The organism is Vibrio sp. Vb0349 (genome assembly GCF_033338975.1).
Genome location: NZ_JAWOTS010000002.1, coordinates 1 through 25,955, shown reverse-complemented (window position 1 = coordinate 25,955; position 25,955 = coordinate 1). Strand labels below are relative to the sequence as shown.

Sequence of the window (25,955 nt, the reverse complement as noted above, 5' to 3'; positions counted from 1 at the left end):
TGATGTCTATTCCCTGATATCGGTCATTAGACCTACCTTAGGGATACCAGCTCGACTTAGTTCATCTAGCAATAGAACAACATCGGCATATGGTGTTGCCGCGTCGCCACCTACCGCAACTGGTGAATCCGGCTTAACCTCTCGCTCCGCTTTCACTCGCACAATAACATCTTGCAACGACAAACCTCGCTGAACTTCTTCATCATTTACGCTTAGGCCTAAATTACCCTCGCTATCAATTTCGATGATAATAAAGCTACTGTCAGTCTCGCCAGCAAGGTCTTGCATAGATTCTGCGGTCGATGTTTTCGGAAGATCAACGTCGACGCCTTGAGTCACAAATGGAGCGGTCGCCATAAAAATGATCAACAGTACGAGCATTACGTCGATATACGGAACAACGTTGATCTCCGCTGTCATTTTTCGCTTTTTAGGTTGATAACCCGCCATGCTTTATTCCTTATCCGCGCTGTCTCGGCCAGCCATCGCTTGACGATGAAGGATGCTGTGGAATTCTTCAGAAAATGTTGCGTAAGTGTGCTCTAGTTTACTCACTTTATTGCTTAGGCGGTTGTACGCCATTACTGCCGGAATAGCCGCAAATAGACCCATCGCTGTCGCGATAAGTGCTTCGGCGATACCCGGTGCAACCATAGACAGCGTAGCTTGCTTTACTTCACCCAGCGCAATAAAGGCGTGCATGATGCCCCAAACGGTACCAAATAGGCCGATATAAGGGCTTATAGAGCCGACTGTTGCCAAAAACGGTAAGCTTGTTTCTAGCTCATCTACTTCACGAGAAACAGCAACGCGCATTGCGCGGCCAGTGCCTTCCATGATGTAAGCTGGTGAATTTGCGTTGCTCTTACGTAGGCGAGCAAACTCTGTAAAACCTGCGTAGAAGATTTCTTCTGTGCCTTCAATTTCGTCTTTACGCGCTTTTACTTTTTGGTAAAGCTGAGAAAGATCAGTACCCGACCAAAATTTGTCTTCAAACTGCTCTGCATTTTTTGATGCTTGAGAAAGCACTTTGCTGCGCTTGATGATCATTGCCCATGACACAATTGACATGCCAAGCAACGTCAGCATCACAAGCTTTACCAACAGACTGGCCTGAAGAAAGAGATCTAAAATGGAAATATCAGCAGTCACTATTTGTTAGCTCCGAATTTATAAAGGTTGGAATAGCTATTGGTTTCATTTTCTTATTATCGATACATGCTACCTTAACCGAGGCCTTGCACAATATCTTGCCTTGATCATTGACCAACTCTTGACAGAATTGCAGAGAAGCACGTTTTATTTCTGACACTCGGGTTACGACTGTCAGATGCTCGTCCAGCCTAGCGCCTTGGTTGAAATCGATATCCATGTGTCGGACAACAAAGCCGATATTTTGTTCCAGTAACACATGTTGAGAAATGCCTTTAGCACGTAACATCTCTGTCCGTGCGCGCTCAAAGAATTTTAGATAATTAGAATGATATACAACACCGCCCGCATCAGTGTCTTCATAGTACACAGTGATCGGCCAGTGAAAGAGATTTGATGTGCCTTGCAAGGGAGTACCAATATATTCAATTCTTTAAAGTAATTACTATAACTGAAGCGACAGCAATTGGTACCGAGCTAAGGAAATATTTTTGAAATTTGTAGAAAAAATAAAAGCTAGGCGAGATACCTAGCTTTTATTCGGTGATTTAGCAACCGACTTTATTACAGCATATTTCAGCCTAAATGAAATAAAGTGCCGTTAGATAAATTAAGATAGCTAACGAGAAATAAGGACTAAACAAAACTTGCCAGTACCAGTTTCTTGGCTTGAAGCCCACCCCATACACCATGCTTGAACATACAGACCAAATCAGTGCTGGTGCGATGATTGAGTTAAAACCACCAATTGCTTGATGGTAAGCTTCAGGGTCCCACATCACCAATCCTACGTGCATAAAGCCAAGGATGAGAGATAAGACTCGTAGCAGAGTCTTATCCATTGGTGCGTGAAGTTTCGCTACCTTATCAGCGAGGTTACTCACTGTCTTTATCCATCATTTCTGAGTGCTCTAGCCAAAGAGCGTTGATGATACCGAATGCACAAGCAAGTAGTACACCTAGAATCCATGCGAAATACCACATAGTAAATGCTCCTTAGTAAAGTGAGTTTTTGTTGTCTTCAATGTACTGGTCATCAAGGCGACCAAACATCTTGTAGTAAGTCCAAGATGTGTAACCAAGGATGATTGGCACCATAACAAACGCAACGCCTGTCATTAGGTTCAGAGTCAGCTCAGATGACGTTGCATCCCACATTGTTAAGCTGTGGCTTGGCATTAAGTCTGAAGGCATGATGAATGGGAACATCGCAAAACCTGCAGTAAAGATAACACCAGCAACACCCAAGCTTGAAGTAATGAACGAAATCGCACATTTTTCAAGACGAGATGCCAATACAGCGAGAAGCGGCATTGCAACACCTAGTACAGGAGCAGCCCATAGTAGTGGGTAGTTTTCAAAGTTCTTCATCCACGCACCAGCTTCACGGATAACCTCTTTGTTTAGAGGGTTAGAAGCAGCGTTAGTGTCGATACCGCCAACAATGACGTAGCCATCGATATTTTGGATCCAGAAACCAGCCGCTACAAACGCAGCAACCGTCAGTAAACCAGCCAACTGAGAAACGTTGCGCGCACGCACATGCACTTCGCCTGTTGTTTTCATTTGTAGCCAAGTAGAACCTTGCATCAAAATCATGAACAAGCTTACTAGACCACACAACAGTGCAAATGGGTTTAGTAGACCAAAGAATGAGCCATGGTATGTTGGCATCAAGAACTCACTCAATTGGAATGGTACACCTTGTAGAAGGTTGCCAAACGCTACACCAAAGATGATTGGCGGAACAAAACCACTGATTGAGATACAGATATCCCAGGTATTGCGCCATTTTTGATCTTCGATTTTAGAGCGGTAGTCTAGGCCCAGAGGACGAAGCCATAGCGCTGCTAGTGTCAAAATCATCGCTAAGTAGAAGCCTGAAAATGACGTTGCGTAAACCAAAGGCCAAGCTGCGAACAGTGCACCACCAGCAGTGATAAGCCAAACTTGGTTACCATCCCAGTGAGGAGCAATTGAGTTAATCATGACACGGCGTTGCGTGTCGTTTTTACCGATGATAGGTACAAGCGCGCCTACACCCATATCGAAGCCGTCTGTTACTGCAAAACCAACTAGTAGAACACCGATTAGTACCCACCAGATGAGTCGCAAGATTTCGTAATCAAACATCTTGTTATCTCCTTACCTTACGCTTCTACTTGGCGACTAACTTTGTCTTCAACAGAGTCAGCATTTTGCTCGAAGTGGTAGCGACCCGTTTTCAGGCTACTTGGGCCTTTACGAGCGAATTTCAACATTAGGTAAACTTCTGCAATCAGGAATACCGTGTATAGCGCCAGAATTGCGAAGAGTGAAGTCCAGATTTCACCTGCAGTTAGCGCAGAAGCTGCAACATGCACTGGTAGAATTTCACCTACAGCCCAAGGCTGACGGCCGTACTCAGCGACGAACCAACCCGCTTCAATTGCAATCCAAGGTAGTGGAATGCTAAATAGTGCAGCTTTTAGAATCCATTGTTTCTGTTCAATCTTCTGACGACACGTTTGGATAAACGCCGCACCAAAGACAAACAACATGATGAAGCCACAAGCAACCATGATACGGAATGACCAGAATAGCGGCCATACTGTTGGGATTGAGTCGTCCGCAGCAGCTTGGATTTGCTCTTCTGTTGCATCAACAACATTGTCTGTGTAGCGTTTTAGAAGTAGACCGTAACCTAGGTCACCTTTCACTTCATCAAACGCAGTCATGTTTTCTTCTGACTTGTCGCCCGCACGAAGCTTCTCTAGAAGTTCATAAGCGTACATGCCGTCACGAATACGATCGACGTGTTCATCACGTAAATCACGAAGACCTGTTACTTGCTCATCAAAAGAACGTGTCGCGATAATACCCATTACGTAAGGGATCTTAATTGCGTAATCGGTATGCATCGTTTCCTGGTTAGGAACACCAAATAACGTAAATGCGGCAGGTGCAGGTTCAGTGTGCCACTCTGCTTCAATTGCAGCGAGTTTCACTTTTTGAACTTCACCAAGCTCGTAGCCAGATTCGTCACCAAGAACGATGGTAGATAAGATAGCTGCAATACCGAAAGAAGCAGCAATAGCAAACGAACGACGAGCAAACGCAATGTCACGACCTTTTAATAGGTAGTATGAACTGATGCCTAGAATAAACATTGCGCCACAAGTGTAACCAGAAGCAACCGTATGCACGAACTTAACCTGAGCAACTGGGTTTAGTACAACCTCAGAGAAGCTCACCATTTCCATTCGCATGGTTTCGAAGTTGAAATCTGCGCCTACTGGGTTTTGCATCCAGCCGTTTGCGATAAGAATCCAAAGAGCAGAGAAGTTAGAGCCTAGTGCCACAAGCCAGGTAACCGCTAAGTGTTGGCGTTTAGATAGACGATCCCACCCGAAGAAGAATAGACCAACAAAAGTTGACTCCAGGAAGAATGCGACAAGTGCTTCGATCGCTAGCGGTGCACCGAAGATATCACCTACATAGTGGGAGTAGTAAGACCAGTTCGTACCAAACTGGAACTCCATGGTAAGGCCTGTCGCCACACCAAGTGCAAAGTTAATACCGAATAGCTTACCCCAGAACTTGGTCATGTCCTTATAGATTTGCTTGTTCGTCATTACGTACATCGATTCCATAATGGCCAGAAGGAAGGCCATACCAAGGGTCAATGGTACGAATAGGAAGTGATACATCGCTGTCAGTGCAAACTGCAACCGCGATAGATCAACTACGTCAATCATGGTAACTCCTATGTGTCGGCTGAATGACACTCTCTACATATTGCAATCCATATTCAGGTGTTATTTACACTTGAAAAATGTTGAATTATCACAACTCATTGTTGCAAAAATGTGCTTCATTGGTTAGTTAATTGTTAAGCATCAGCTAATATAGCTGGGGCTAATATTACTTGTAAAAACAGATTGTTTCAAAAGGTTTATAGCCGTAACGCGCTTTGATATACATCAATGTTTATGCGCGGAATTTGCACAAAAATCCATCACATTGATCTAGATCAACCAGTATTGGATACGGATGTTAAGAGAGAGTAATCAGGAGAGAAATTAACCAGTTGCAAGCAAACATCGAGTTAACAATCAATGCTTTTTACTTACTAAACCAGTATGAGAAAAAATTCAAAAAATGTGAGTTTGGTCAACTTTAATGAAGCGCTGGGCAACAAAGGCCCAGCGAGGGAATCTTATTTTTCAATTCCGAAATGCAAATACGCACGATCTGTCGCGATTCTTCCACGCGGAGTGCGTTGTAAATAACCTTGCTGAATAAGATAAGGTTCAAGAACGTCTTCAATAGTGTCCTTTTCTTCACCTATCGCCGCTGCCATGTTGTCGAGCCCGACAGGACCACCACCAAATTTTTCCATAATCGCGAGTAGTAGCTTACGGTCCATGTAATCGAAGCCTTCGGCGTCCACATCAAGCATATTCAACGCCTTATCGGCAACATCGGCACAAATGTGACCATTGCCTTTTACTTCCGCATAATCACGAACACGGCGTAGCAAACGGTTAGCAATACGTGGTGTACCACGCGCACGTCTTGCCACTTCCAATGCACCTTCAGGTTCCATTGATAAACCTAAACAATCCGCGCTTCGCTGCACAATATCTTGGAGGTCTTTTATCTTATAAAACTCAAGGCGCTGAGTAATACCAAAGCGATCGCGCAATGGTGACGTCAAAGAGCCCGCTCGGGTCGTCGCACCAATTAACGTAAACGGTGGTAAATCGATCTTAATAGAACGAGCGGCCGGACCTTCACCGATCATAATATCCAGTTGATAATCTTCCATCGCCGGATACAGCACCTCTTCAACCATCGGGCTCAAGCGGTGAATCTCATCGATGAACAACACATCGTTTTCTTCGAGGTTGGTTAACAGCGCGGCCAAATCGCCTGCTTTCTCAAGTACAGGGCCTGAAGTAGTGCGAATGTTCACTTCCATTTCATTGGCAACGATGTTCGCAAGTGTGGTTTTACCCAAACCTGGGGGACCAAAAATCAAAAGGTGATCAAGTGCTTCGCTACGTAACTGAGCAGCTTTAATGAAGATCTCCATTTGGTCACGGACATGGTCCTGACCTTGGTAATCCGCTAATTTTTTTGGCCGAATAGCACGATCAATGACATCTTCATCACGAAAGGCAGGGTTTTCTGGCGCGATTAAACGATCGGCTTCAATCATCTTTTTACCTTGAAAAATGGTTACCTGAGAGAATAATGCCGCTCGTTTAACAGCAAGTGGCATATTTCTATATCTCGTCATCCTGTACAGCGACGAAGGAGCGTGATACAGGATCTTCTATCCGAGCGATTTATGGTCAAATTGTTTCATTAACCGCTCAGCGTGCTGCTATTAGATTCCCAGTCTCGCCAGGCTCGCTGGAATGACACAAAAAAACATCGTTAAGCGATTGGCATTAACCTTAGAGAATGAGTTATCTTGAACAAATGTTCACTGTGCAACCAGCGTTACACCATTGATTTTAGAGCTTCACGGATCATTTGCTCACTGCTCATGTCCGGTTTAGCGATCTGAGATACCACTTTCGACGCTTGAGTCGGCTTGTAACCTAGAGCTAGAAGCGCACTGATTGCTTCTTCTTCCGCGTTGTTGGATGTCGCACCAGAATCCGCAGGAGCAGCATCCGTAAATGGTGTAAATAGATCGCCAGCGCCCCACCCTTTCAAGCGGTCTTTCATTTCAACAACCAATCGCTCTGCGGTTTTCTTGCCAACGCCTGGAAGCTTAACCAGCGTAGAAACGTCTTCATGTTCCACACAAGTAACGAATTGCGTTGCTGTCATACCAGAGAGAATACCAAGACCGAGTTTAGGACCAACGCCATTGGCTTTGATCACTTCACGGAAAAGTGCTCGTTCTTTTACCGTGTTGAAACCGTATAGCAATTGCGCATCTTCACGGACAACAAAGTGAGTATAAATAATGGCTTCTTCGCCAACATTTGGCAGTTCGTAAAAACAGCTCATTGGCATCTGGACTTCATAGCCAATGCCATTAACTTCAATTAATACTTCAGGTGGTTGCTTTTCAATCAGTATGCCACGAAGACGTCCAATCACTATAAATACTCTTTGGAAATGAATTTGCGACAGGATAATAAAGAACTGGATAGACATCCAGTTAATTTTAACGGTAGCGCCCTTTTCTGGCACTGGTTGCTTTGCCCGCTAACGCAACGAGAGTCTTGTTAGTATTGGCATGACAAATCGCCACACCTAAAGCATCGGCTGCATCCGCTTGAGGCTTGGCGGGCAATTTAAGCATCTGCTGAACCATATGCTGAACTTGCGCTTTGTCCGCGCCACCAGTGCCGACGACAGCTTGCTTAATAAGACGAGCCGCATATTCAAATACCGGCAACTCCGCATTCACCGCAGCAACAATTGCACTGCCACGAGCTTGGCCAAGTTTTAGCGCTGAATCCGCGTTTTTGGCCATAAACACTTGCTCGATCGCGAAAACGTCCGGTTGAAACTGGGTAATGATTTCCGTGACGCCTGCATAAATCTGTTTAAGCCGACCCGGAAGTTCTTTTTCTGAAGTACGAATGCAGCCACTACCAAGGTATTGCAAGTGGCGTCCATTTTGACGAATGACCCCATAGCCGGTAATGCGCGAACCTGGGTCAATGCCCAAAATAATTGACATGAATGTTCCTAAAAATGAGGCCTAATTCGGCCTCAGTCTTTTTATTATTACTTGCTAACTTCGGAGCAAATACCGCTCCCGACACCTTGAGTTTAATCTAGCGTAGCCGCAACGTCGTCAGAGATATCACCATTGTGATAAACCTCTTGAACGTCGTCCAGATCTTCCAAAGCGTCAATCAAACGAAGTAGTTTTGGCGCAGTATCCGCGTCCAAATCTGCTTTCGTAGATGGGATCAGCGACACCTCAGCGTTCTCTGCCTCAAACCCTGCGGCATCAAGAGCATCTTTTACGAGTCCAAAATCGCCTGGGGCCGTGTAGACATCAATCGAGCCATCTTCTGCCGTTTCAATGTCATCAGCACCACTTTCTAATGCTACTTCCATTACCGCATCCTCATCTAAACCTGGGCCATATGAAATCACGCCTTTCTTGTCGAAAAGATAGTTGACGCTACCATCCGTCCCCAGATTACCGCCTGACTTTGAGAATGCATGGCGTACGCCAGATACCGTACGATTTCGGTTATCCGTCATACATTCGACCATGACCGCCGTACCACCTGGACCATAACCTTCATAGATCACGGTTTCCATGTTGTCGTCGCCTTCACCACCAGCACCTCGGCTGACAGCGCGATTGACAGTGTCACGTGTCATGTTGTTAGACAGTGCTTTATCAATTGCGGCTCGCAAACGTGGGTTATTTTCTGGCTCACCGCCCCCCTCTTTTGCCGCAACAACGATTTCACGGATTAATTTAGTAAAGATTTTGCCGCGCTTCGCATCTTGCGCTGCTTTACGGTGACGAATATTCGCCCATTTACTATGACCAGCCATAATTCACCTTTTAATGTATTTTGACGCTTAATAACAAAACATGTTCTAAAAGCGTTGCTTGGGAAATTGCTTTGGAAGTTTCTTGGGTTTATTTAAACAAAAACTCCCGCAGTTGCGGGAGTTTTCTTCAAATGTTGTGCGCTTATTCTACGTCTTTTTCTTTCGCTGCAGTCACTGCGATTGCTAGCTCTTCTAGCGCTGCTGGGTTCGCAATACTTGGTGCGTCTGTTAGTAGACACGCCGCTGCTGTTGTTTTAGGGAACGCGATAACATCACGGATGTTCTCTGTGCCACATAGCAGCATTACTAGACGGTCTAGACCAAATGCAAGACCAGCATGTGGAGGCGTACCGAATTTCAGCGCATCAAGCAGGAAGCCGAACTTAAGCTGTTGCTCTTCAGGTGTGATACCTAGAATATCAAATACGGCTTCTTGCATATCTGCGTTGTGGATACGAACAGAGCCGCCGCCCACTTCGTAGCCATTTAGAACCATATCGTAAGCGTTAGAATTTGCCGCAGCAGGGTTTGATTTTAGCTCTTCTGCAGTCACACCTAGAGGCGATGTGAATGGGTGGTGCATCGCGTGTAGGTTGCCTTCGTCATCTTCTTCGAACATTGGAAAGTCAACAACCCATAGTGGAGCCCATGCAGACTCATCCGTTAGCTCTAGGTCTTTACCTAGTTTCAAACGTAGCGCACCCATTGCTTCTGCAACGATGCCCGCTTTATCAGCGCCAAATAGGATAATGTCACCAGATTCCGCTTGAGTACGATCTAGAATGCCGTTGATCACGTCTTCATTTAGGAACTTAGCGACTGGAGATTGGATACCTTCCATGCCCGCTGCACGGTCATTAACCTTCATCCAAGCTAGACCTTTCGCACCGTAGATGCCAACGAATTCACCGTAGCCATCAATTTGCTTACGAGTCAGAGAAGCGCCACCTGGAACGCGAATAACGGCAACGCGGCCTTTTTCGTCGTTTGCTGGACCTGAGAATACTTTGAACTCAACGTCTTTCACTAGGTCAGCAACGTCTACTAGTTCCAGTGGGTTACGTAGGTCTGGCTTGTCCGAACCGAAACGACGAATCGCTTCGCTGAACGGCATTACTGGGAATTCACCTAGGTCAACGTTTAGTAGCTCTTGCCACATTTCACGAACCATTTTCTCAGTCGTTGCACGAACTTGGTCAGCCGTCATGAATGACGTTTCGATATCGATCTGAGTGAATTCTGGTTGACGGTCAGCACGCAAGTCTTCATCACGGAAACACTTAACGATTTGGTAGTAACGGTCAAAACCAGACATCATTAGAAGTTGTTTGAATAGCTGTGGAGACTGAGGAAGCGCGTAGAAGCTGCCTTTGTGAACACGGCTAGGTACTAGGTAGTCACGAGCGCCTTCTGGAGTCGCTTTTGTTAGTACTGGCGTTTCGATGTCTAGGAAGCCGTTGTCATCTAGGAAACGACGAACAAAGCTAGACGCTTTAGCGCGTAGCTTGATGCGGTCGCTCATTTCAGGACGACGTAGATCTAGGTAACGGTACTTCAGGCGTTGCTCTTCAGAGTTCTTTTGGTTGAAATCTAGAGGCAGAACATCAGAACGGTTGATGATTTCAAGACCTTTCGCAAGGATCTCGACTTCACCTGTTGCCATGTCTTTGTTTGCTTGGCTCTCTGGGCGAACGCGCACTTCACCCGTTAGTTTGATACAGAATTCATTACGAAGTGTGTTCGCCACTTCATACGCATCCGCCATATCTGGATCAACAACTACCTGAACGATACCTTCGCGATCTCGCATATCAATAAAAATAAGACCGCCTAAATCACGACGACGGTTAACCCAGCCGCAAAGTTCTACAGTTTGTCCTGCAAGGGACTTGTTCAGGTGACCACAGTAATGGGTACGCATAATGAAATTCCCAATCTCTCAAATGTTGTTAACTACGCTCTGTCAGCCTCATTGCTAAGCAGAGTAAAGATTCAGTTATACGCTGAATGTCCACGAAAATCGACTACTCAACATACAATTACGTGTGTTTTATCATTCACTGGTGCTTTTTAGTACAACAAATGTTCAAAAGCGCACCAAAGCGAAAAAATTGGGGAGGATTATAGCGTGAAATTACCTATTTCAGCAAAACTCTCGTAAAGTATTCACACGAGTAGCAAGCAGTAAAGAATAATGGATAACTTACCTCTTCGACTTGGATTGACGATGTGGTCGCACAATCAATGGCAACAAAGTTTTTACGGCAGCGGGACAAAGCCCGCTGAACGTTTAGAAAGGTATGCGCAAGTGTTTCATACCGTGGAAGGCAACACGACATTTTATGCCACACCGACGCTCAATACAGTGCAAAACTGGAGAGCCGCAACCCACGATGATTTTCGCTTTACTTTCAAACTTCCTAAAGCCATCACTCATGAGCAAATGCTAAGAGGTTGCAGCGAACAACTGAGAGACTTCATGAAGGTCATGGAGCCTTTGCATGACCGTGTGGGCCAATGGACAATTCAATTACCAGCCGCATTTGGTCCTGAGCACCTTGATCGACTGAAAAAGTTCTGTGCGAGCTTTCCACCTAGCTTCCCTCTCGGTGTTGAGGTTCGCCATATGGCATTTTTCTCCAAAGGCGAAGAAGAGCGAGCACTTAACCAATGGTTAGTAGAGAATAATATTGACCGCATTATTATGGATAGCCGCCCAGTCTTTGCCGCTAAGCCCGACAATGAGGCGATTATTGATGCACAAATGAAAAAACCACGAGTCCCTGTTCACGCCATTGCTACCGCTTCACACCCTTTGATTCGCTTTATTGGTCATCCAGAAGAACAGCAAAACTACGAGTTTTTTAAACCATGGCTCAGCAAGTTGCCACAATGGATTGCCGAAGGTAAGCAGCCATATGTCATGATCCATACTGCAGACAATATAATTGCGCCAGAGTTGGCCGCAAACCTATATAAAGACATACAAAAGCGTATCACGATCCCTGAGTTAGCGCCTTTCCCTGCTGACGATGGCAACTCGCAGTTACAGATGTTCTAACGCAACACATGACAGAGGCGCGAAATTCCCATAAAATACGCGCCTTTTTTGGTGCCTGACATTTTCAGGCGGCTTGTATGCAGAGACTTAGTTATGAACCCTAAGAGCAATCCAGATACTATTTTTTCGGCTCCAATCGATAAAATTGGGGATTTCACGTTCGATGAACGCGTAGCGGAAGTATTTCCTGACATGATTCAACGATCGGTACCGGGTTACAGCAATATCATTTCTGCAATCGGTATGCTGGCAGAGCGTTTTGTAAAACCTCACTCAAACATCTATGACCTTGGCTGTTCTTTGGGTGCTGCAACATTGTCTATGCGTCGCCATATCAAACAAGAAGGTTGCCAAATCATCGCAGTGGACAACTCTCCTGCGATGGTTGAGCGTTGTAAACTTCACGTCAACGCTTACCGCAGTGACACTCCTGTGGATGTAGTAGAAGCAGACATTCGCAATATCGAAATTGGAAACGCGTCAGTGGTGGTGTTGAACTTCACTTTGCAATTCCTCTCTCCAGAAGATCGTTACTCCTTGCTCGAGAAAATTTACGCAGGCCTGCGTCCAGGCGGCATTTTGATTCTATCGGAGAAGTTCGTCTTCGAAGATGAAGTGTCGAACGAACTGTTAATTGACCTTCACCACGACTTTAAACGTGCGAATGGTTATAGCGAACTAGAAATCAGCCAAAAGCGCAGCGCGATAGAAAACGTAATGCGCCCAGATTCAAAGAAAGAACATAAAGAGCGTTTCGCTAAAATTGGCTTTTCTAGCTACGATGTTTGGTTCCAATGCTTTAACTTCGGCTCCATGTTCGCGATTAAATAGACCATGCATACAAAGCCTGAACCATACCGATTTCGGCTTTTGTTAATAATTTATACCCATCAACTCAGCGATTAACTAACTATGTTTAACTTTGCAAATTTCTACCAATTGATTGCCCAAGACACCCGTCTTCAACCTTGGCTTAATGTGCTTCCACAACAGCTAACGGATTGGCAAAATGCAGAGCACGGTGACTTTGGTCGCTGGTTGAAAGCCCTGAACAAAATCCCAGCGGGTAGACCGGACAACATCGACATTGTTGATTCTGTCACGATTTCAAACAATGAGCCGATGCCTCAAGGGGAACTTAAAAAGCTAGAAAGCTTACTTCGTACATTCCATCCTTGGCGCAAAGGCCCATACCACGTACACGGCATCCATATTGATACTGAGTGGCGCAGTGATTGGAAATGGGACCGCGTGCTTCCGCATATTTCACCATTAAAGAATCGCAGCGTACTCGATGTAGGTTGTGGTAACGGCTACCACATGTGGCGCATGCTAGGCGAAGGTGCACGCTTAACTGTCGGTATCGATCCATCTCACCTGTTCCTGATTCAGTTCGAAGCAATTCGTAAACTAATGGGCGATGACCAACGTGCACACCTACTGCCATTGGGCATTGAACAACTACCTAAGTTAGAAGCGTTCGATACGGTATTCAGCATGGGCGTGCTTTACCATCGCCGCTCGCCTCTCGATCATTTAGTGCAACTAAAAGATCAATTGGTATCTGGTGGTGAACTCGTATTGGAAACACTCGTGATTGAAGGTGATGAGAATGCAGTATTGGTCCCGACTTCTCGTTACGCGCAAATGCGTAATGTCTATTTCTTCCCTTCAGCAAAAGCCCTAAAAGTGTGGTTAGAATTGGTCGGTTTTGAAGATGTTCGTATCGTTGATGAAAACATCACATCCGTAGATGAACAACGTACCACAGATTGGATGACGCATAACTCTCTACCTGACTACTTAGATCCGAACGACCCAAGCAAGACTGTAGAAGGCTACCCTGCCCCTCGCCGAGCGGTTCTTGTCGCTCGCAAATCATAATTCGCTGAGATTCCTGACATTGTCTTAACTCATTTTACGAGTTAAGACATTACCCTCTTTCCTCGTAATGAGCGAGTTTGTTTTTTGAATCCATTTTTCACGTCAAAATATAAGCACGCTCTAAATAAGGATGCGCTTTTATGTCCTTGATTTTTGGCTTTTCATCACTATTCCTCAAACAATAAGTAATAGAGAAACATTCTTACTTGTGAGGCTTTATCGATATAAGCTAAACTCCTAAAAAATAAACAACTTAATCCAATCCCAAGGTTTTCAATGTTATTACGATTGACCCCGATTGTTGCCATCGCCTTACTATCTGGATGCTCACTAACCAAAGGCGAACAGTACCACCAAGAAACGTTAGCGGCGATTCAAAATTCAGAAGCGAATGTCAATAATCGCATTACCAACCTAGAGCTACAGCTCAGCAACCAATCGGACTATATCGACAGCCTTGAAGAACAAGTCGATAAACTACAGGTTGAACTTCTTACATTTCGCGATGAAGCAATGGCAGAAGTAAAAAAACCGAAAGAGCCGATTATTGTCCAATCTCCCGCTCCTGTGGAACCAACCCCAACTCACGATATTGTCCTTGGCTCTATCGAAAAGGTCACTGTAGAGTCGATTAAGCAAACTTTTGATGCACGTATCGACACTGGTGCCGCGACGTCGTCTTTAAATGCCGTTGATATTGAAGAGTTCGAAAGAAATGGCAAAAAATGGGTCCGATTCCACTTAGCAGACACCAGTAAATCCGAAGAAGAGAAAAGTACTTGGATCGAAGCTCCTGTCATTCGCTACGTCAAAATCCGCCAGGTTACCAGTGAAGAGTTAGAACGCCGCGCTGTGGTAGAACTTTGGGTGCGCGTTGGAAAAATTCATGAAAAAGCGCAATTTACGTTGGCAGATCGCTCACATATGAACCATCCTATTTTACTGGGTAGAGAATTTATGCGCGACATAGCACTTGTCGATGTAAGTCGTACCTATATCCAAACGGACGAAGATAAAAAATAATAAGGTAGATTATGACGTCAAAAATACCGTTTTACCTTTCTATCATCTTATTGGTGATTGCGGGCATTGCTCTGAGTGTTTTCAGACATGAAAACTACGGCGTGCCTTGGACGCCAGGCGAAACTCGCCAGGTATGGGATGTAGAAGCTCGTATTGAGTTCAATGCTAACGGCAACGAAGTAAAAGCGTCACTTGCAGCACCTCATACACAAAGTGGTTACACACTTATCGGTGAATCTGCTTCCTCATCAGGTTATGGCGTTTCCTACATCAATGACGATTCAGGCCGTCGTGCAGAATGGTCAATTCGCCAAGCTCAAGGGCCACAAACCATATACTACAAAGCCCAGTTCTTAGTAGACCCTCAGGCTAAAGTCACTCCTTTACCGCCAACGGAAGACATTACGCCACCAACGCTATCAGCACCACAAGCAGCAGCGGCAAATGCCCTTATCGAACGTGCGATGAGTCGCTCAGCCGATAATGTGACGTTTACTCGTGAGCTTATCAAAGCGCTTAATGACCCAGATAGCCAAAACTCGTCGCTACTACTGAACGATTTCAGCCGTACTGATGCACTGCATAATATTTTGCTTACCGCAGGTATACAGAGCAAAACCGTCGGTGTTATCGAACTAGAAGATGGTCGTCGACGCCAAACAATTCAACCAATGGTTCAGGTTTGGTCAGGTAAAGATTGGGTACTGTTTTCGCCAAAATCCGAACAAAAAGCAGTGAAACCCAACTTGTTAGTGTGGGATGAATCAAACGTATCCTTACTTGACCTTGTTGGTGGTAAAAATAGCCAAGTGCATTTCTCGATGATTAAGCAAGAAATGACACCACAACAAGCTACAAACAACAAAATAGAAGCAGATGGATTACTGAATATTTCAATTCATAGCCTACCTTTGGAAGAGCAAGCGATGTTCAAAACCATCATGCTCATCCCTATTGGTGCTCTGATCGTTGTGTTCTTGCGTGTGATTATCGGCCTGAAAACATCCGGTACCTTCATGCCTGTGTTGATTGCCGTTGCTTTTGTTCAAACTCAACTATTAACGGGTATTGTCGGTTTCTTGCTAATTGTAGGTACAGGCCTGATTATTCGAAGCTATTTGTCTAGGTTGAACTTATTGCTGGTAGCAAGGATATCTGCGGTCATTATTACCGTTATTATGATCATCTCGGTGTTCACCGTTGTTGCGTTTAAGATGGGCTTAACGGAAGGCCTAACAATTACCTTCTTCCCTATGATCATCTTGTCTTGGACGATTGAACGTATGTCAATCCTATGGGAAGAAGAAGGTGCGAAGGAAGTTGCCCTGCAAGGTGGTGGTTCATTGCTGACAGCGGTATTAGTTTACCTTGCAATGACGAACTCATACATTCAACACTTAACCTTTAACTTCATTGGTCTACAGTTGATTGTTCTGGCCGGTATTCTATTACTAGGTACTTACACAGGTTACCGCCTCACTGAGCTACGACGCTTCAAACCACTAGCGGAGGACTAAACGATGTTCGAAAGTTTTACTTCGCCGTCTAAGCTTCGCCATAAAGGCATTATGGGGATGAACAAGCGTAACCACAGCTATATTGGCCGTTACAATGATCGTTCTAAATACCCACTTGTCGATGACAAGCTAAAGACCAAAATTATTGCACAGGCAGCAGGAGCAACAGTTCCTGCCCTGATCGGTGTCATTCATAACCAAGCTGAAGTTAAGACTATCCACAAAATGGTTGAGAACTGGCCTGGTTTTGTGATCAAACCTGCACAAGGTAGTGGCGGTAAAGGCATTCTGGTTGTTACGTCTCATAAAAACGGGGTATATACCAAACCCTCCGGCTCTACAATTGGTAGGGATGAGGTCGAGCGTCACATTAGTAATGCGCTTGCTGGCCTTTTCTCTCTTGGTGGTAAAAATGACGTTGCTGTGGTTGAAAACTTAATCAAGTTTGATGACTGTTTTGATGGCTTCAGTTATGAAGGCGTACCAGATGTTCGGATCATCGTATTTAAAGGTTATCCAGTTATGGCGATGATGCGCTGCTCTACAGCGGCTTCCGACGGCAAAGCAAACCTTCACCAAGGTGCGGTAGGAGTAGGCATTGACATCGCGACAGGTAAAGCCGTCAGAGCGGTGCAGTTCGATCATCCAGTGACTCATCACCCTGATACAGGTAAAGACCTTTCGACCCTTCAAGTACCGCATTGGGAGCGCTTGCTGGAGCTTGCGTCAAGTGCCTGGGAAATGACAGGTTTGGGATACATGGGTACGGATATGGTGCTGGATAAAGATGAAGGACCTATGGTTTTAGAGCTTAACGCTCGCCCTGGTCTGGCAATCCAAATCGCTAATGGTGCAGGCTTACTTCCTCGTTTGAAACACATAGAGAGCCTTGGCACACCTGCTGAGTATCCAAAACCGATTGAACGCGTCGCTTACGCGGCAGAGCAGTTCGGTGTGAAGCCGTTGTTCTAACCCTCCGACATAATGTTCGTTATTACTCGCCAGTAATTGTCATGATTACTGGCGTTTTTGTTCCCGCATCCAAAAACCTTGCACTTACTCTCCTTATTAAACACATCCTTCTCATATATAAGTTGAATCAATGATCGAGCTAACAAAATCAACATAGATCGTTTCTTTTCTACTTTGCCTTTTGAGTATGATGAGAGCTCCCCTTACTCAACTTGAGAGGTTGGGAAATGCTAATAAAAGAAACAAATAATGATGAACCAGAGCTTGAAGAACAAGAGAGCTTAGACCAACACCTACAACGCTTGTCTGAGCTTTCTGTCCAAGCACTCGAAGAGCTTGCTGAAATGATCGAAGTCAGGGACGATATTCCAGAGGAATAAACGTCGCTTCCTCGTGAAGTTCCGCTGATAAGCCGAGACTGCCGTCCTACAGTCTCGGCTTGTCTTATGTTGTTCGAAGCCTACCTCGTAAATAGATACAAAAACGCCCGCGTTCATTGCGGGCGTTTTATTAGATTCGGAGTTTACGATTCAAACTCTTCAATCATCTCTTGCGCTTCAGTCTTAGGCTTATCCGTTTGACCAAAACCACGCAGACCAACTACGTGTACGTGCTCGTGGTCTTTAAACACCTTACGCACCAGTTTGTAGGTCGTACCTTTCTCTGGGCTGATGTTTTCAGGTGCCGCGATGAGAAGCTGCATATCCAGACGGTCACACAATTCGAACAATGTCGCGATCGATTTCGCATCCAGACGCGCGGCTTCATCCAAGAAGAGCAGACGACAAGGCACAATGTCTTTGCTGCGTAGACGACGAGACTCTTCTTCCCAGCTTTGAACAACCATAAGAAGGATTGACTGACCAGTACCGATCGCTTCACCTGTTGATAGTGCGCCAGACTCAGCCTGTAGCCAACCATCTGTACCACGGTTCACTTCTACACTTAGCTCTAGGTAGTTACGGTAATCCAGTAGCTCTTCACCCAGAACCTGAGGAGAACGTTGACCCATATCAATATGTGGGTTCACACGTTGGAACAGCTTCGCCATTGCTTCGGAGAAAGTAAAGCGAGTCGATTCAAACAGGTCTTTGTGCTGCTCTTGCTGTGTCGCTAGACCGTTCAGTAGCACTTCGTGACTTTCGCGGATCTTCACGTTCAGACGTACGCCCTTCACCTGACCGAACGAAATATTCGACAGGCCTTGGTTCAGCATACGAATACGATTTTGCTCACGCTGAATCGTCTTCTTAATGATGCTCGCTACTGACTCAGAGCTGATCGCTAAGCGGTTTTCACGTTGGGTTAGCTCTTCCGTTAGACGCGCTAGCTCAACTTCCATCTCTTCGATCGCTTCAACTGGATCATCAGTACGGATGATATCCTGACGAATGCGCTCGCGAAGATGTTGGTATACAGCAATATAGAACAGAACTTTACGCTCTGGACGTGCGTTATCTTCTGATAGACGCAGCGCATCACGCAGGTCGTCATTGTTCGCAACCGCTAGACGCAGCGCCCCCAATGATTTATCAGACATAGAACGCAGCTCATCCGCAGACATGTAAGCCAGTTCACGCTTGTGTAGACGACGCTCAACATCGTTCTCACGCGCTAAACGAAGTACTGAACACCAGCCAGCTTTCGCTGCAACCACGAAGGTACGCAACTCAACATATTCTTTCTGAACTTTCTTCAGGCGTTTCGCCAAGCCTTTCATCTCTAGTTCAGTAGAGGTGATCGTGCGCTCGTATTCGCTCTTACGACTGCGAGACGTGTGTAGACGCTCGTGCAGTTCGTCACGACGACGCATTGCACGTTCTTCTGCACCTTCGTCCGCGTTCACGCCAAACTCTTGAAGTTCTTGTTTGAACTCTTGAACCGTTTCCAGTTTCGCTTGGTGTGAACTCTTCAATGATGCCAATACTTGGTTGTATTGGTTCATTTGACCTTGCGACTGTTTCAACTCTTCACGAGAGCGTGTACGCATTTGTTCAGCTTGAACCAGTTTAGCTTTTAGCTGCTCACTCAGTTCGCTACTCTTGTTCAGTAGGTCTACTGAATCTGAGTAAGCGAAGTAGTGACGACGTTCAACGAGATCCGAGAGTGCAAAGATTTGCTTCTTAAGATCTTGTAGCCGCTCGTCTGCCGCTTTGTATTCTGCTTCTAGTGCATCGAATTGCTCTGGGTCAGCATCAAGCGCAGACGCAATATTCTCTAATTGCGCGACGGCTTTTGCATGGTTGCTTAAGAAGTTCTTCGCCTCTGCAAGCTGAGCGATTTTCTCTTCTAGCTCATCAAAACGCGCTTGCAATGACTCATCTTCAACAAGCACCATGTGTGACGCTAGCTTGTCCAGAGAAGACAACGCTTGCTTGCTGGTTTGAAGCTGAGAACGTTGTTGTTGCTCTTTCGCATCCAGATCCGCCAGCACGCGAGCAATTTGGTTACGCTTATCACGAATAGTTGCCAGTGCTTGTTCTGGATCGGCGTCAAAAGCAACCTGAATGTGGTTAGACACAAATAGGTTAAACGCTTGGTACAAGCGCTGCATTTTCTGAGAATCAAACGCCGCTTTTGCGTGTTTCTCTACCACTTCTTCTCGTTCGTTACGCAGCAACTCTAGACGCTGCTCACGTGCCGCACGGCCAAACAATGGGATCTCAGGCAAGCGAGAGTAACGCATTTGGCGATCGTTCATACGAACGCAAACCGCGCCCTCTAACTCTTCTGCATCGAACGAGCTGTCATCAAAGGCATCGATGTCACCTTCAATGATGTACAAGTCTTCTGGACAGTCGTCTAGCTCTACCAGTTTCTCTTCGATGCCTGACAAGTCAGAAACAACGATAGCGTGACGAGCCGGACCGTACATCGCACTGAAGTAAGGCGCGTCATCAATCGTGATGTCATCGTAGATCTCAGACAGCAATACACCGCCCAGCGTATCTGCCAAACCTTTCAGGCGAGGGTCATTTGAACCACCAGGAGAAGCAAGACGCTCAATCTCAGAGTCTAGCTGGCTACGGCGCTCAGCAAGCTTATCTTTAGCTAAAGACAGCTCCCTTTCTTGTTCAAGGACAACTTGCATGTGGTTCATTACCGCATGGCGATCCTCAAGCTCTTCACCGCTCTGCTCTCTCAGTTTCTCTAGCGCATCGTTCGCCGCAATCCAAGCTGGTGCTATTGCTTCAAGCTTACTGATTTCTGCCACCGCGTTTTGCTCTAGACGGCGCTGTTCACCACGCTGATCACGAACTTCTTCTTGAGCTATCTCTAGTGATTCGATTTGCGTCGCATGACGTTCACGTTCTTGTTCAAACGTAATCTCATCGGTTAGTTCAACGTGATATTGCTTTTTGTACTCAGCAACCAGTTCACGTGCTTGACGCTGCTGGTTAAGGCTGCGTTCGAGATCACGGTGTTGTGCTCGCCATTGCTGTTCGTTTTGTGCAATTTGTTGTGACTCACGCGCTTTCGCAATTGCAGTTTTCGCATGTTCAGACGCGTCTTTGCGCTCAACTTGACCAACGATGCTTTGTACCAGTTTAAGCGCGGTTTCAAACTGCTCTGCCGCTGCAGAAGACATGTCCAGTTTGTGCTTAACCGATAGCAACGCATTGGTGTTTTCTGATTCTTTGCTCTTAAGCTCAGAGACAAGCGCTTGAGCCGATTCCGCCGTTAGGCTGTCGTCGCCAAGTAGCTTCTTCGCTTTCTCCAGCGCTTGAACTGCTTGTTGATATTGAAGGGCGCGAGTTTGCTGAACGTCAAGAGCTTGCTGGTAATCAGCAAGTTGCGTCTTAAGGCTATCCACCTCTTCTTCTGCAACGGTAGCTTGCTCTTCAGCCATAATCACGCGTTCTTGCGCTTCTTCCACTACCATCATTTGTTCTTCAAGACGCTCGCTCAGCTCTTCAAGATCTTCTTGGTAGCGTTCGATCTTCTCTTGCTGACGCAGCGCGTTTTGCACCAGTTGCAAGTGATCCGAAGCCGCTTGGTAATCTTGCTCTAGCGCCGATTCCGACTCGATCAACAGTTCCAGCTCTTCTTGAACGCGATTAAGCAGATTGTTTTGCTCAATCAAGGTCTCGCGAGAACCAAATAACTCTGAACGCAAAGACAATGTCTGTTCTAGTTTTTTACGACGCTCGTTAGCATGGCGCATATAGTCCGCTGCCACGTAGTTAGTCGACTCTGTGATCAAGTGTTTGAACAAGTCACGGTCTGCTTGCGTAGTTTTGATCGCTTCTAGCGTCATGCGGTTTTCACGCAGCGCCGATTCCATATCTTGGAACGCTTTCTTCACGCCGCCGTTTTGTGGCAGAAGGTAGTCACGTAGCGAACGGGTAATCGCACTTGAGATACCACCGTAAAGCGATGCTTCGATCAGGCGGTAGAATTTAGAACGGTCACCAGAGTTACGCAGTTTCTTCGGAATCACACCGAATTCAAACATTTGTGCGTGGTAATCCACGATAGAAGAGAACGCTTTGAACTGAACGCCTTCAAATTCCGCGATCGATTCTTTTACTTCGTTGATTTGACGTACACGAGCTTGAGTCGCAGATACGCTTTCAACCAAAATATCCGTTGGTTTCACATGGCTTGGAAGACCTTGGATAACAAACGGTTTGATGTCTACTTTCTTATCACGACCCGCAACTTGCTGCAGTTTTACTGCAAACAATAGGCGTTGGTTACGTGAGTTCACCACATCCAACGCCGCATAACATGCGCCCGGCTGTAGCTTACCGTACAAACCTTTGTCGCGAGACGATTGGCTGCTGCCTGCTTCGGTTGTGTTACGGAAGTGCAGTAGCGTTTGGTCAGGAATCAATGCGGTGATGAACGCCGCCATTGTAGTTGATTTACCTGCACCGTTACCACCTGATAGCGTGGTGACCAGACCATCGATGTCAAACGTACGGGCAAAGAAGCCGTTCCAATTGACCATGGTCAGCGATTGGTATTTACCGCGTTCAATCATGCTCATGCTTCACCCTCTTCTGTTGTTTCTTCTTGGGCTTGGTCGTCTTGATCTTCTTCAGACAATAAGCTGCCTTGGCTTGGCTCTTTGGTGTGCACTACTGCTTCACCATCACGGATTAGACGAAGCTGCGCTTCACGTATGTCATCGCCAATACGTACATCGGCACCAAAGCGGAATACCGCTTCACTGATGCTGAATTTACCGGTTTCACCGATGTTGATGATCATGCCTAGGCGGCGCAGACGACGAAGTGACGTACGTACTTTTTCAAACAGCTTTTCTTTATCAAGGTCAGAACCAGTCGCACGGTTCGTCACTAGCTTCATCAGCTTGTTTTCATCTGCTAGAGCAAGCAGTTCGTCGTACAGCTCTTGGTTAGTGAAGATGCCTTCGTGCGCAAGACGCTCTGGGCTTAGATAAAGGAAACACAGTACCTTACCCACCAGCATATCCAGTTCAGAAAGAACACTACGGCCAATCAGAGACGTTGAACGAGGACGAAGATAGAAGAAACCTTCTGGCGCTTTCACTAATTCGGTGTTGTAGCGTTGGTAGAAAGAAGAAAGCTCGAGTTCGAAATCCGACAGCAACGCGTGGTTGTCTAGATCTTCACTTGAGATATGACGCCCTGCTCGAAGCATGCTGTCTAGCGCTGGGAACAGAGGGTTAGAAATTGCTTTTGCCAGATTCTCTGACATGTATTCATTAGTATCGGTCGATGACATTCGCTTGTACCTTTGCCCCAAATTCGTTGATTGCTTTCCAGTCTGGTTGAATCGCTTGGTAATCCGATTCTGAATACCCTAGACGTACAGCTTGATCGACGATAATGCGAGCTAAATCAAAATGATGAGTGTAAGGGTGCTGTGCAAGGTAATCTCGCAGTACCACACTCAAATCGATTGGTGTGCCTTGATCTTTATGCGCTTTTAGCATGTCACCAATTCGCTCAGACAGCTCATCATTGACTTGTTGAAACTCTTCGTATTCTACTTCCATCGGAACTTGACCCGTGACCTCGTCATCACGCAGTACTAGGGCCTCATCACGAAGGTCAGAAAGCCTCTCCGCATCTGCATAAGTCAGATACCAAGGCGCATCGAAGTAATCTTTGACGGATTGACGCAGACGCGAGCTAAACGCACGGTTCTTATCCATATCGATTGCAGTACGGATAAACTTGTGTACGTGTCGGTCGTAACCAATCCAAAGGTCGATCGCTTGCTGGCCCCAGCTTGTGATTCGGTCCAGCTTCATTTGCAGACCAAACAAGGCTTCTTCGATGAACTCAAGCTCAGGGTCACCGTAAACAATTTCTTGAATATCGAGGATCTGAGTTTGCAGTTCATCACTGGCGGCTTGCAGCGTATCTTGAAGTTCACGCAACGTGCTTGATGTTTCTGACAGAAGTGCTTCACAGTTGTTGATCGCTTCGCGCCAGTCTTTGTTAAGCAGGTCAGCAATCTGTTGTTTCACTGACTGTTGCTGCTCATCCATAACACGTTGGTTGAGGTCAATTTGATCGAAAATTTCGCCTACAGAATATTTTAAAACACCGTATACGTTTTTCTTCCAGTGACCCGGTGTGCCACCTTTTTGTGCTGCCTCAATCGCTTTCGCCATTTCATCCGCTACCATGGATAGCTGGATAGATAGACGCAGTTTTGAGAACTCACGATGACGCACGTAGTAGTCGGTTATTCCTATCGCTAATGGCGACAAGCGGTAAATGCTCGCTCCGTCAGTAATCTCACTGACAAAACGGCTCATAAGACGCTGCTTAACCATCTCGTTGATCGCATTGTTCGCACGAAAAGCGGAGGCTTCGCCGGTCTCATCAAATAGTCGAGTGACGATGGCAAATGCATCATGCAGTTCACCTTCACCCAGTTCTTCATCGAACCTTTCATTACTCAGTACGGCAATGGCTATCAAAAATGCCAATCGCTCTGTGGTCAGGTTCAACGAGAAATCGTGCTGCTTAACCCAGCCAACCAGCTCATCGATTGGTTGCTCTGCAGCATTGAGAGTCATCTCACTCATTGTTATTCCTGTTTATCGTTCTTTTTAGCCCACACATGAATGTAGCGGCCTAATGAGAGGTATGGCTCTTGTCGACAAAGTTGTTTTTCTAGCGCCAACACATCTTCAAACTCGTAATCACCCATGTATTCCATATTGCCTATGTAATCACTAAATGAGCGAATACCAGATTTGCCACAAATATTAAAACCTGAATTTTCTATCCACTGGTAGACTTCTTCAGGTTTTAAGCCTTTTTGCGGCTGTAGTTTAAATCTTTTTCGGTGAGGCATGCCGTCTAATATATGAGGAATGTTGCCACAAACCACGTTTTTATAGACTAAACCGTGGTGGTTGTAGAACATGACTGATGCGATGCCTCCCGGTTTTACTTGTTCTAGAACTGTGTCAAGTGCGACCTTAGGATCAACCAGCCACTCCATCACAGCGTGGAACATAACCAGATCGACCCGTCCATCCATATGTTCACCGATGGATTGGACAGGCGAATGAATCAGGCGATACTGCTCAAGCAAACCGTTTTTTTCAATATCCTGCTTAGCCAACTGCAGCATTTCCGAAGATAGATCACATAAAGCGATTCGATGTCCGAGCTTAGCAAGCTTTTGCGACATTTGTGCCAAACCACCACCAGCGTCTAACACTTCTAGGGGTTGCTGGTCAGCATCTAATTCACTTAGAATCTGTAGAAAATCTTCCCACACAATGATTTGGCGGATCTCCCCTTTATCGGAGCCGTAAATATTTTTTGCAAATTTGTGGGCGATATCGTCGAAATTGCGGTCTTCTGTCACTTCTGCTGAGTTATCATAACGGATTGTGCCGCTATTCTGGCACAAGGAAAGCAGGAATAAAGAGGGATACCCTCATTTTTATTATCAATTGATGTTTTTTCGGACTATTTATGTATGTTTGAGCTGAAAAAAGTAGTGTCAGCCATGCTTATGCCCCTTCCGGCATTGCTGCTGATAGGCTTGTTGGGTCTTGCTCTCATTAGTTTTACTACAAAACGTAAAACTGGCTGCTTCGTTGTTCTATTCTCTTTTGTTGGCATTTTTCTTGTTGCCTTCCAACCTGTTTCAACCAAGCTTCTTATGCCGTTAGAGCGAGAGCATAAAGCCTTTTTGCCAGTTTCTGGCACCATCGACTACGTGATGGTTTTAGGGAATGGTCATGTTATCGATGACGAAATTCCACCCACCTCGCAGTTAAGCCGTGCAGCATTAATGCGCTTAACTGAGGGCATTCGTATTTTAAGAATGTATCCAGGCGCGAAATTAATCTTATCCGGCTATGCTGGCGGATCTGAAATTAGCCACGCGCGAATGATGGCGAACGTTGCCCTTGCGTTGGGAGTCGCGAAATCCGATATCATTTTATTAGAAGATGCGAAAGATACGTGGGAAGAGGCGCGTCAAGCGGCTGCATTCGTTCAACAAAAGGAGATTGTGTTAGTCACTTCTGCGAGTCACATGAGCCGTGCATTGTATGAGTTCAACGCAGCAGGCATTAAACCAATCCCAGCTCCGACCAACTTCTTAGCTATTAGCGAAATCAGTCAACCTTGGGATAAATACTCACCTAAAGCGCGTTACTTAGAACAAACAGAGCTTTATTGGCATGAGTACTTGGGCAGTATTTGGCAAAGGTTGCGTGATACTGTCGGCCAAACACCAATGGTTGAAGCAAACTAGTATTATCTTGAATGACCCGTCCTGATATGGGTTGACACTTTTTAACTAAAACGCTCGATGTACTTCATCGGGCGTTTTGTATTTTAAAG

24 protein-coding genes are annotated in these 25,955 nt (G+C 45.8%); 8 read left to right on the top strand and 16 right to left on the bottom strand.

Features of this window, described 5'->3' with window-relative positions; translation table 11 throughout:
- Window positions 1-6: 6 nt before the first annotated feature.
- From R7Q47_RS03415 to aspS, 12 genes are all read right to left on the bottom strand, one after another.
- Window positions 7-450, bottom strand: a complete 444-nt coding sequence (locus R7Q47_RS03415) for an ExbD/TolR family protein (RefSeq protein ID WP_005378298.1) — start codon at window positions 448-450, stop codon at window positions 7-9.
- A gap of 3 nt (window positions 451-453) precedes the next feature.
- Window positions 454-1,152, bottom strand: a complete 699-nt coding sequence (gene tolQ, locus R7Q47_RS03410; RefSeq protein ID WP_005378301.1) for a protein TolQ — start codon at window positions 1,150-1,152, stop codon at window positions 454-456.
- Complete coding sequence (ybgC, locus tag R7Q47_RS03405; RefSeq protein ID WP_017820044.1) at window positions 1,142-1,561, bottom strand: tol-pal system-associated acyl-CoA thioesterase; 420 nt, start codon at window positions 1,559-1,561, stop codon at window positions 1,142-1,144. The genes tolQ and ybgC overlap by 11 nt, the downstream gene beginning before the upstream one ends.
- A 172-nt stretch (window positions 1,562-1,733) precedes the next feature.
- Entirely contained in the window at window positions 1,734-2,036 is a 303-nt protein-coding gene (gene ybgE / locus R7Q47_RS03400; protein WP_005378304.1) for a cyd operon protein YbgE, read from the bottom strand.
- A complete protein-coding gene (cydX, locus tag R7Q47_RS03395) occupies window positions 2,029-2,136 on the bottom strand; it encodes a cytochrome bd-I oxidase subunit CydX (RefSeq protein WP_000270284.1) in 108 nt (35 codons plus the stop codon). Before cydX ends, ybgE begins: the two co-directional genes overlap by 8 nt.
- 12 nt (window positions 2,137-2,148) lie before the next feature.
- Complete coding sequence (gene cydB / locus R7Q47_RS03390) at window positions 2,149-3,285, bottom strand: cytochrome d ubiquinol oxidase subunit II (protein WP_318088637.1); 1,137 nt, start codon at window positions 3,283-3,285, stop codon at window positions 2,149-2,151.
- A gap of 17 nt (window positions 3,286-3,302) precedes the next feature.
- Entirely contained in the window at window positions 3,303-4,889 is a 1,587-nt protein-coding gene (gene cydA, locus R7Q47_RS03385) for a cytochrome ubiquinol oxidase subunit I (RefSeq protein ID WP_005378311.1), read from the bottom strand.
- 461 nt (window positions 4,890-5,350) lie between these two features.
- Window positions 5,351-6,355: a Holliday junction branch migration DNA helicase RuvB gene (gene ruvB / locus R7Q47_RS03380; protein ID WP_005378312.1), complete on the bottom strand. Its 1,005-nt coding sequence runs from the start codon at window positions 6,353-6,355 to the stop codon at window positions 5,351-5,353.
- A 287-nt stretch (window positions 6,356-6,642) separates the two neighbouring features.
- On the bottom strand, window positions 6,643-7,254 hold the full coding sequence (gene ruvA, locus R7Q47_RS03375; RefSeq protein ID WP_005378313.1) for a Holliday junction branch migration protein RuvA: 612 nt from the start codon (window positions 7,252-7,254) through the stop codon (window positions 6,643-6,645).
- Window positions 7,255-7,321: 67 nt separating this feature from the next.
- A complete protein-coding gene (ruvC, locus tag R7Q47_RS03370) occupies window positions 7,322-7,843 on the bottom strand; it encodes a crossover junction endodeoxyribonuclease RuvC (protein WP_005387909.1) in 522 nt (173 codons plus the stop codon).
- Window positions 7,844-7,935: 92 nt separating this feature from the next.
- Window positions 7,936-8,682: a YebC/PmpR family DNA-binding transcriptional regulator gene (locus tag R7Q47_RS03365; RefSeq protein WP_005378402.1), complete on the bottom strand. Its 747-nt coding sequence runs from the start codon at window positions 8,680-8,682 to the stop codon at window positions 7,936-7,938.
- Window positions 8,683-8,824: 142 nt separating this feature from the next.
- A complete protein-coding gene (gene aspS / locus R7Q47_RS03360; protein WP_154204712.1) occupies window positions 8,825-10,603 on the bottom strand; it encodes an aspartate--tRNA ligase in 1,779 nt (592 codons plus the stop codon).
- 273 nt (window positions 10,604-10,876) lie between these two features.
- Between aspS and R7Q47_RS03355 the strand changes: the two genes are divergently transcribed.
- The 7 genes from R7Q47_RS03355 to R7Q47_RS03325 all read left to right on the top strand — a co-directional run bounded on the left by R7Q47_RS03355 (window position 10,877) and on the right by R7Q47_RS03325 (window position 17,519).
- Window positions 10,877-11,743: a DUF72 domain-containing protein gene (locus R7Q47_RS03355; RefSeq protein WP_195723106.1), complete on the top strand. Its 867-nt coding sequence runs from the start codon at window positions 10,877-10,879 to the stop codon at window positions 11,741-11,743.
- A 93-nt stretch (window positions 11,744-11,836) separates the two neighbouring features.
- A complete protein-coding gene (gene cmoA / locus R7Q47_RS03350; RefSeq protein WP_154204714.1) occupies window positions 11,837-12,574 on the top strand; it encodes a carboxy-S-adenosyl-L-methionine synthase CmoA in 738 nt (245 codons plus the stop codon).
- Window positions 12,575-12,655: 81 nt separating this feature from the next.
- The gene (gene cmoB, locus R7Q47_RS03345) at window positions 12,656-13,627 is read left to right on the top strand and encodes a tRNA 5-methoxyuridine(34)/uridine 5-oxyacetic acid(34) synthase CmoB (protein WP_005387902.1); all 972 of its coding nucleotides are present in this window, start codon (window positions 12,656-12,658) and stop codon (window positions 13,625-13,627) included.
- A gap of 276 nt (window positions 13,628-13,903) precedes the next feature.
- The gene (locus tag R7Q47_RS03340; protein WP_005378391.1) at window positions 13,904-14,650 is read left to right on the top strand and encodes an ATP-dependent zinc protease; all 747 of its coding nucleotides are present in this window, start codon (window positions 13,904-13,906) and stop codon (window positions 14,648-14,650) included.
- A gap of 11 nt (window positions 14,651-14,661) precedes the next feature.
- Window positions 14,662-16,167: an inactive transglutaminase family protein gene (locus R7Q47_RS03335; protein WP_005378389.1), complete on the top strand. Its 1,506-nt coding sequence runs from the start codon at window positions 14,662-14,664 to the stop codon at window positions 16,165-16,167.
- A 3-nt stretch (window positions 16,168-16,170) separates the two neighbouring features.
- A complete protein-coding gene (locus R7Q47_RS03330; protein WP_005378387.1) occupies window positions 16,171-17,139 on the top strand; it encodes an alpha-L-glutamate ligase-like protein in 969 nt (322 codons plus the stop codon).
- Between the two features lie 227 nt (window positions 17,140-17,366).
- Complete coding sequence (locus R7Q47_RS03325; protein ID WP_005378381.1) at window positions 17,367-17,519, top strand: hypothetical protein; 153 nt, start codon at window positions 17,367-17,369, stop codon at window positions 17,517-17,519.
- A 143-nt stretch (window positions 17,520-17,662) separates the two neighbouring features.
- Here the strand turns inward: R7Q47_RS03325 and mukB are convergent, their stop codons facing one another.
- The 4 genes from mukB to cmoM are packed head-to-tail and all read right to left on the bottom strand — an operon-like array spanning window position 17,663 to window position 24,966.
- A complete protein-coding gene (gene mukB, locus R7Q47_RS03320) occupies window positions 17,663-22,126 on the bottom strand; it encodes a chromosome partition protein MukB (RefSeq protein WP_248487613.1) in 4,464 nt (1,487 codons plus the stop codon).
- A 2-nt stretch (window positions 22,127-22,128) separates the two neighbouring features.
- A complete protein-coding gene (gene mukE, locus R7Q47_RS03315) occupies window positions 22,129-22,854 on the bottom strand; it encodes a chromosome partition protein MukE (protein WP_192947903.1) in 726 nt (241 codons plus the stop codon).
- A complete protein-coding gene (mukF, locus tag R7Q47_RS03310) occupies window positions 22,835-24,172 on the bottom strand; it encodes a chromosome partition protein MukF (protein ID WP_017634722.1) in 1,338 nt (445 codons plus the stop codon). The genes mukE and mukF overlap by 20 nt, the downstream gene beginning before the upstream one ends.
- A gap of 2 nt (window positions 24,173-24,174) precedes the next feature.
- A complete protein-coding gene (cmoM, locus tag R7Q47_RS03305; RefSeq protein ID WP_206959246.1) occupies window positions 24,175-24,966 on the bottom strand; it encodes a tRNA uridine 5-oxyacetic acid(34) methyltransferase CmoM in 792 nt (263 codons plus the stop codon).
- 114 nt (window positions 24,967-25,080) lie between these two features.
- Here cmoM and elyC point away from each other — a divergent pair, with 114 nt between their 5' ends.
- Complete coding sequence (gene elyC / locus R7Q47_RS03300) at window positions 25,081-25,866, top strand: envelope biogenesis factor ElyC (protein ID WP_005387893.1); 786 nt, start codon at window positions 25,081-25,083, stop codon at window positions 25,864-25,866.
- The last annotated feature ends 89 nt before the right edge of the window (window positions 25,867-25,955 follow it).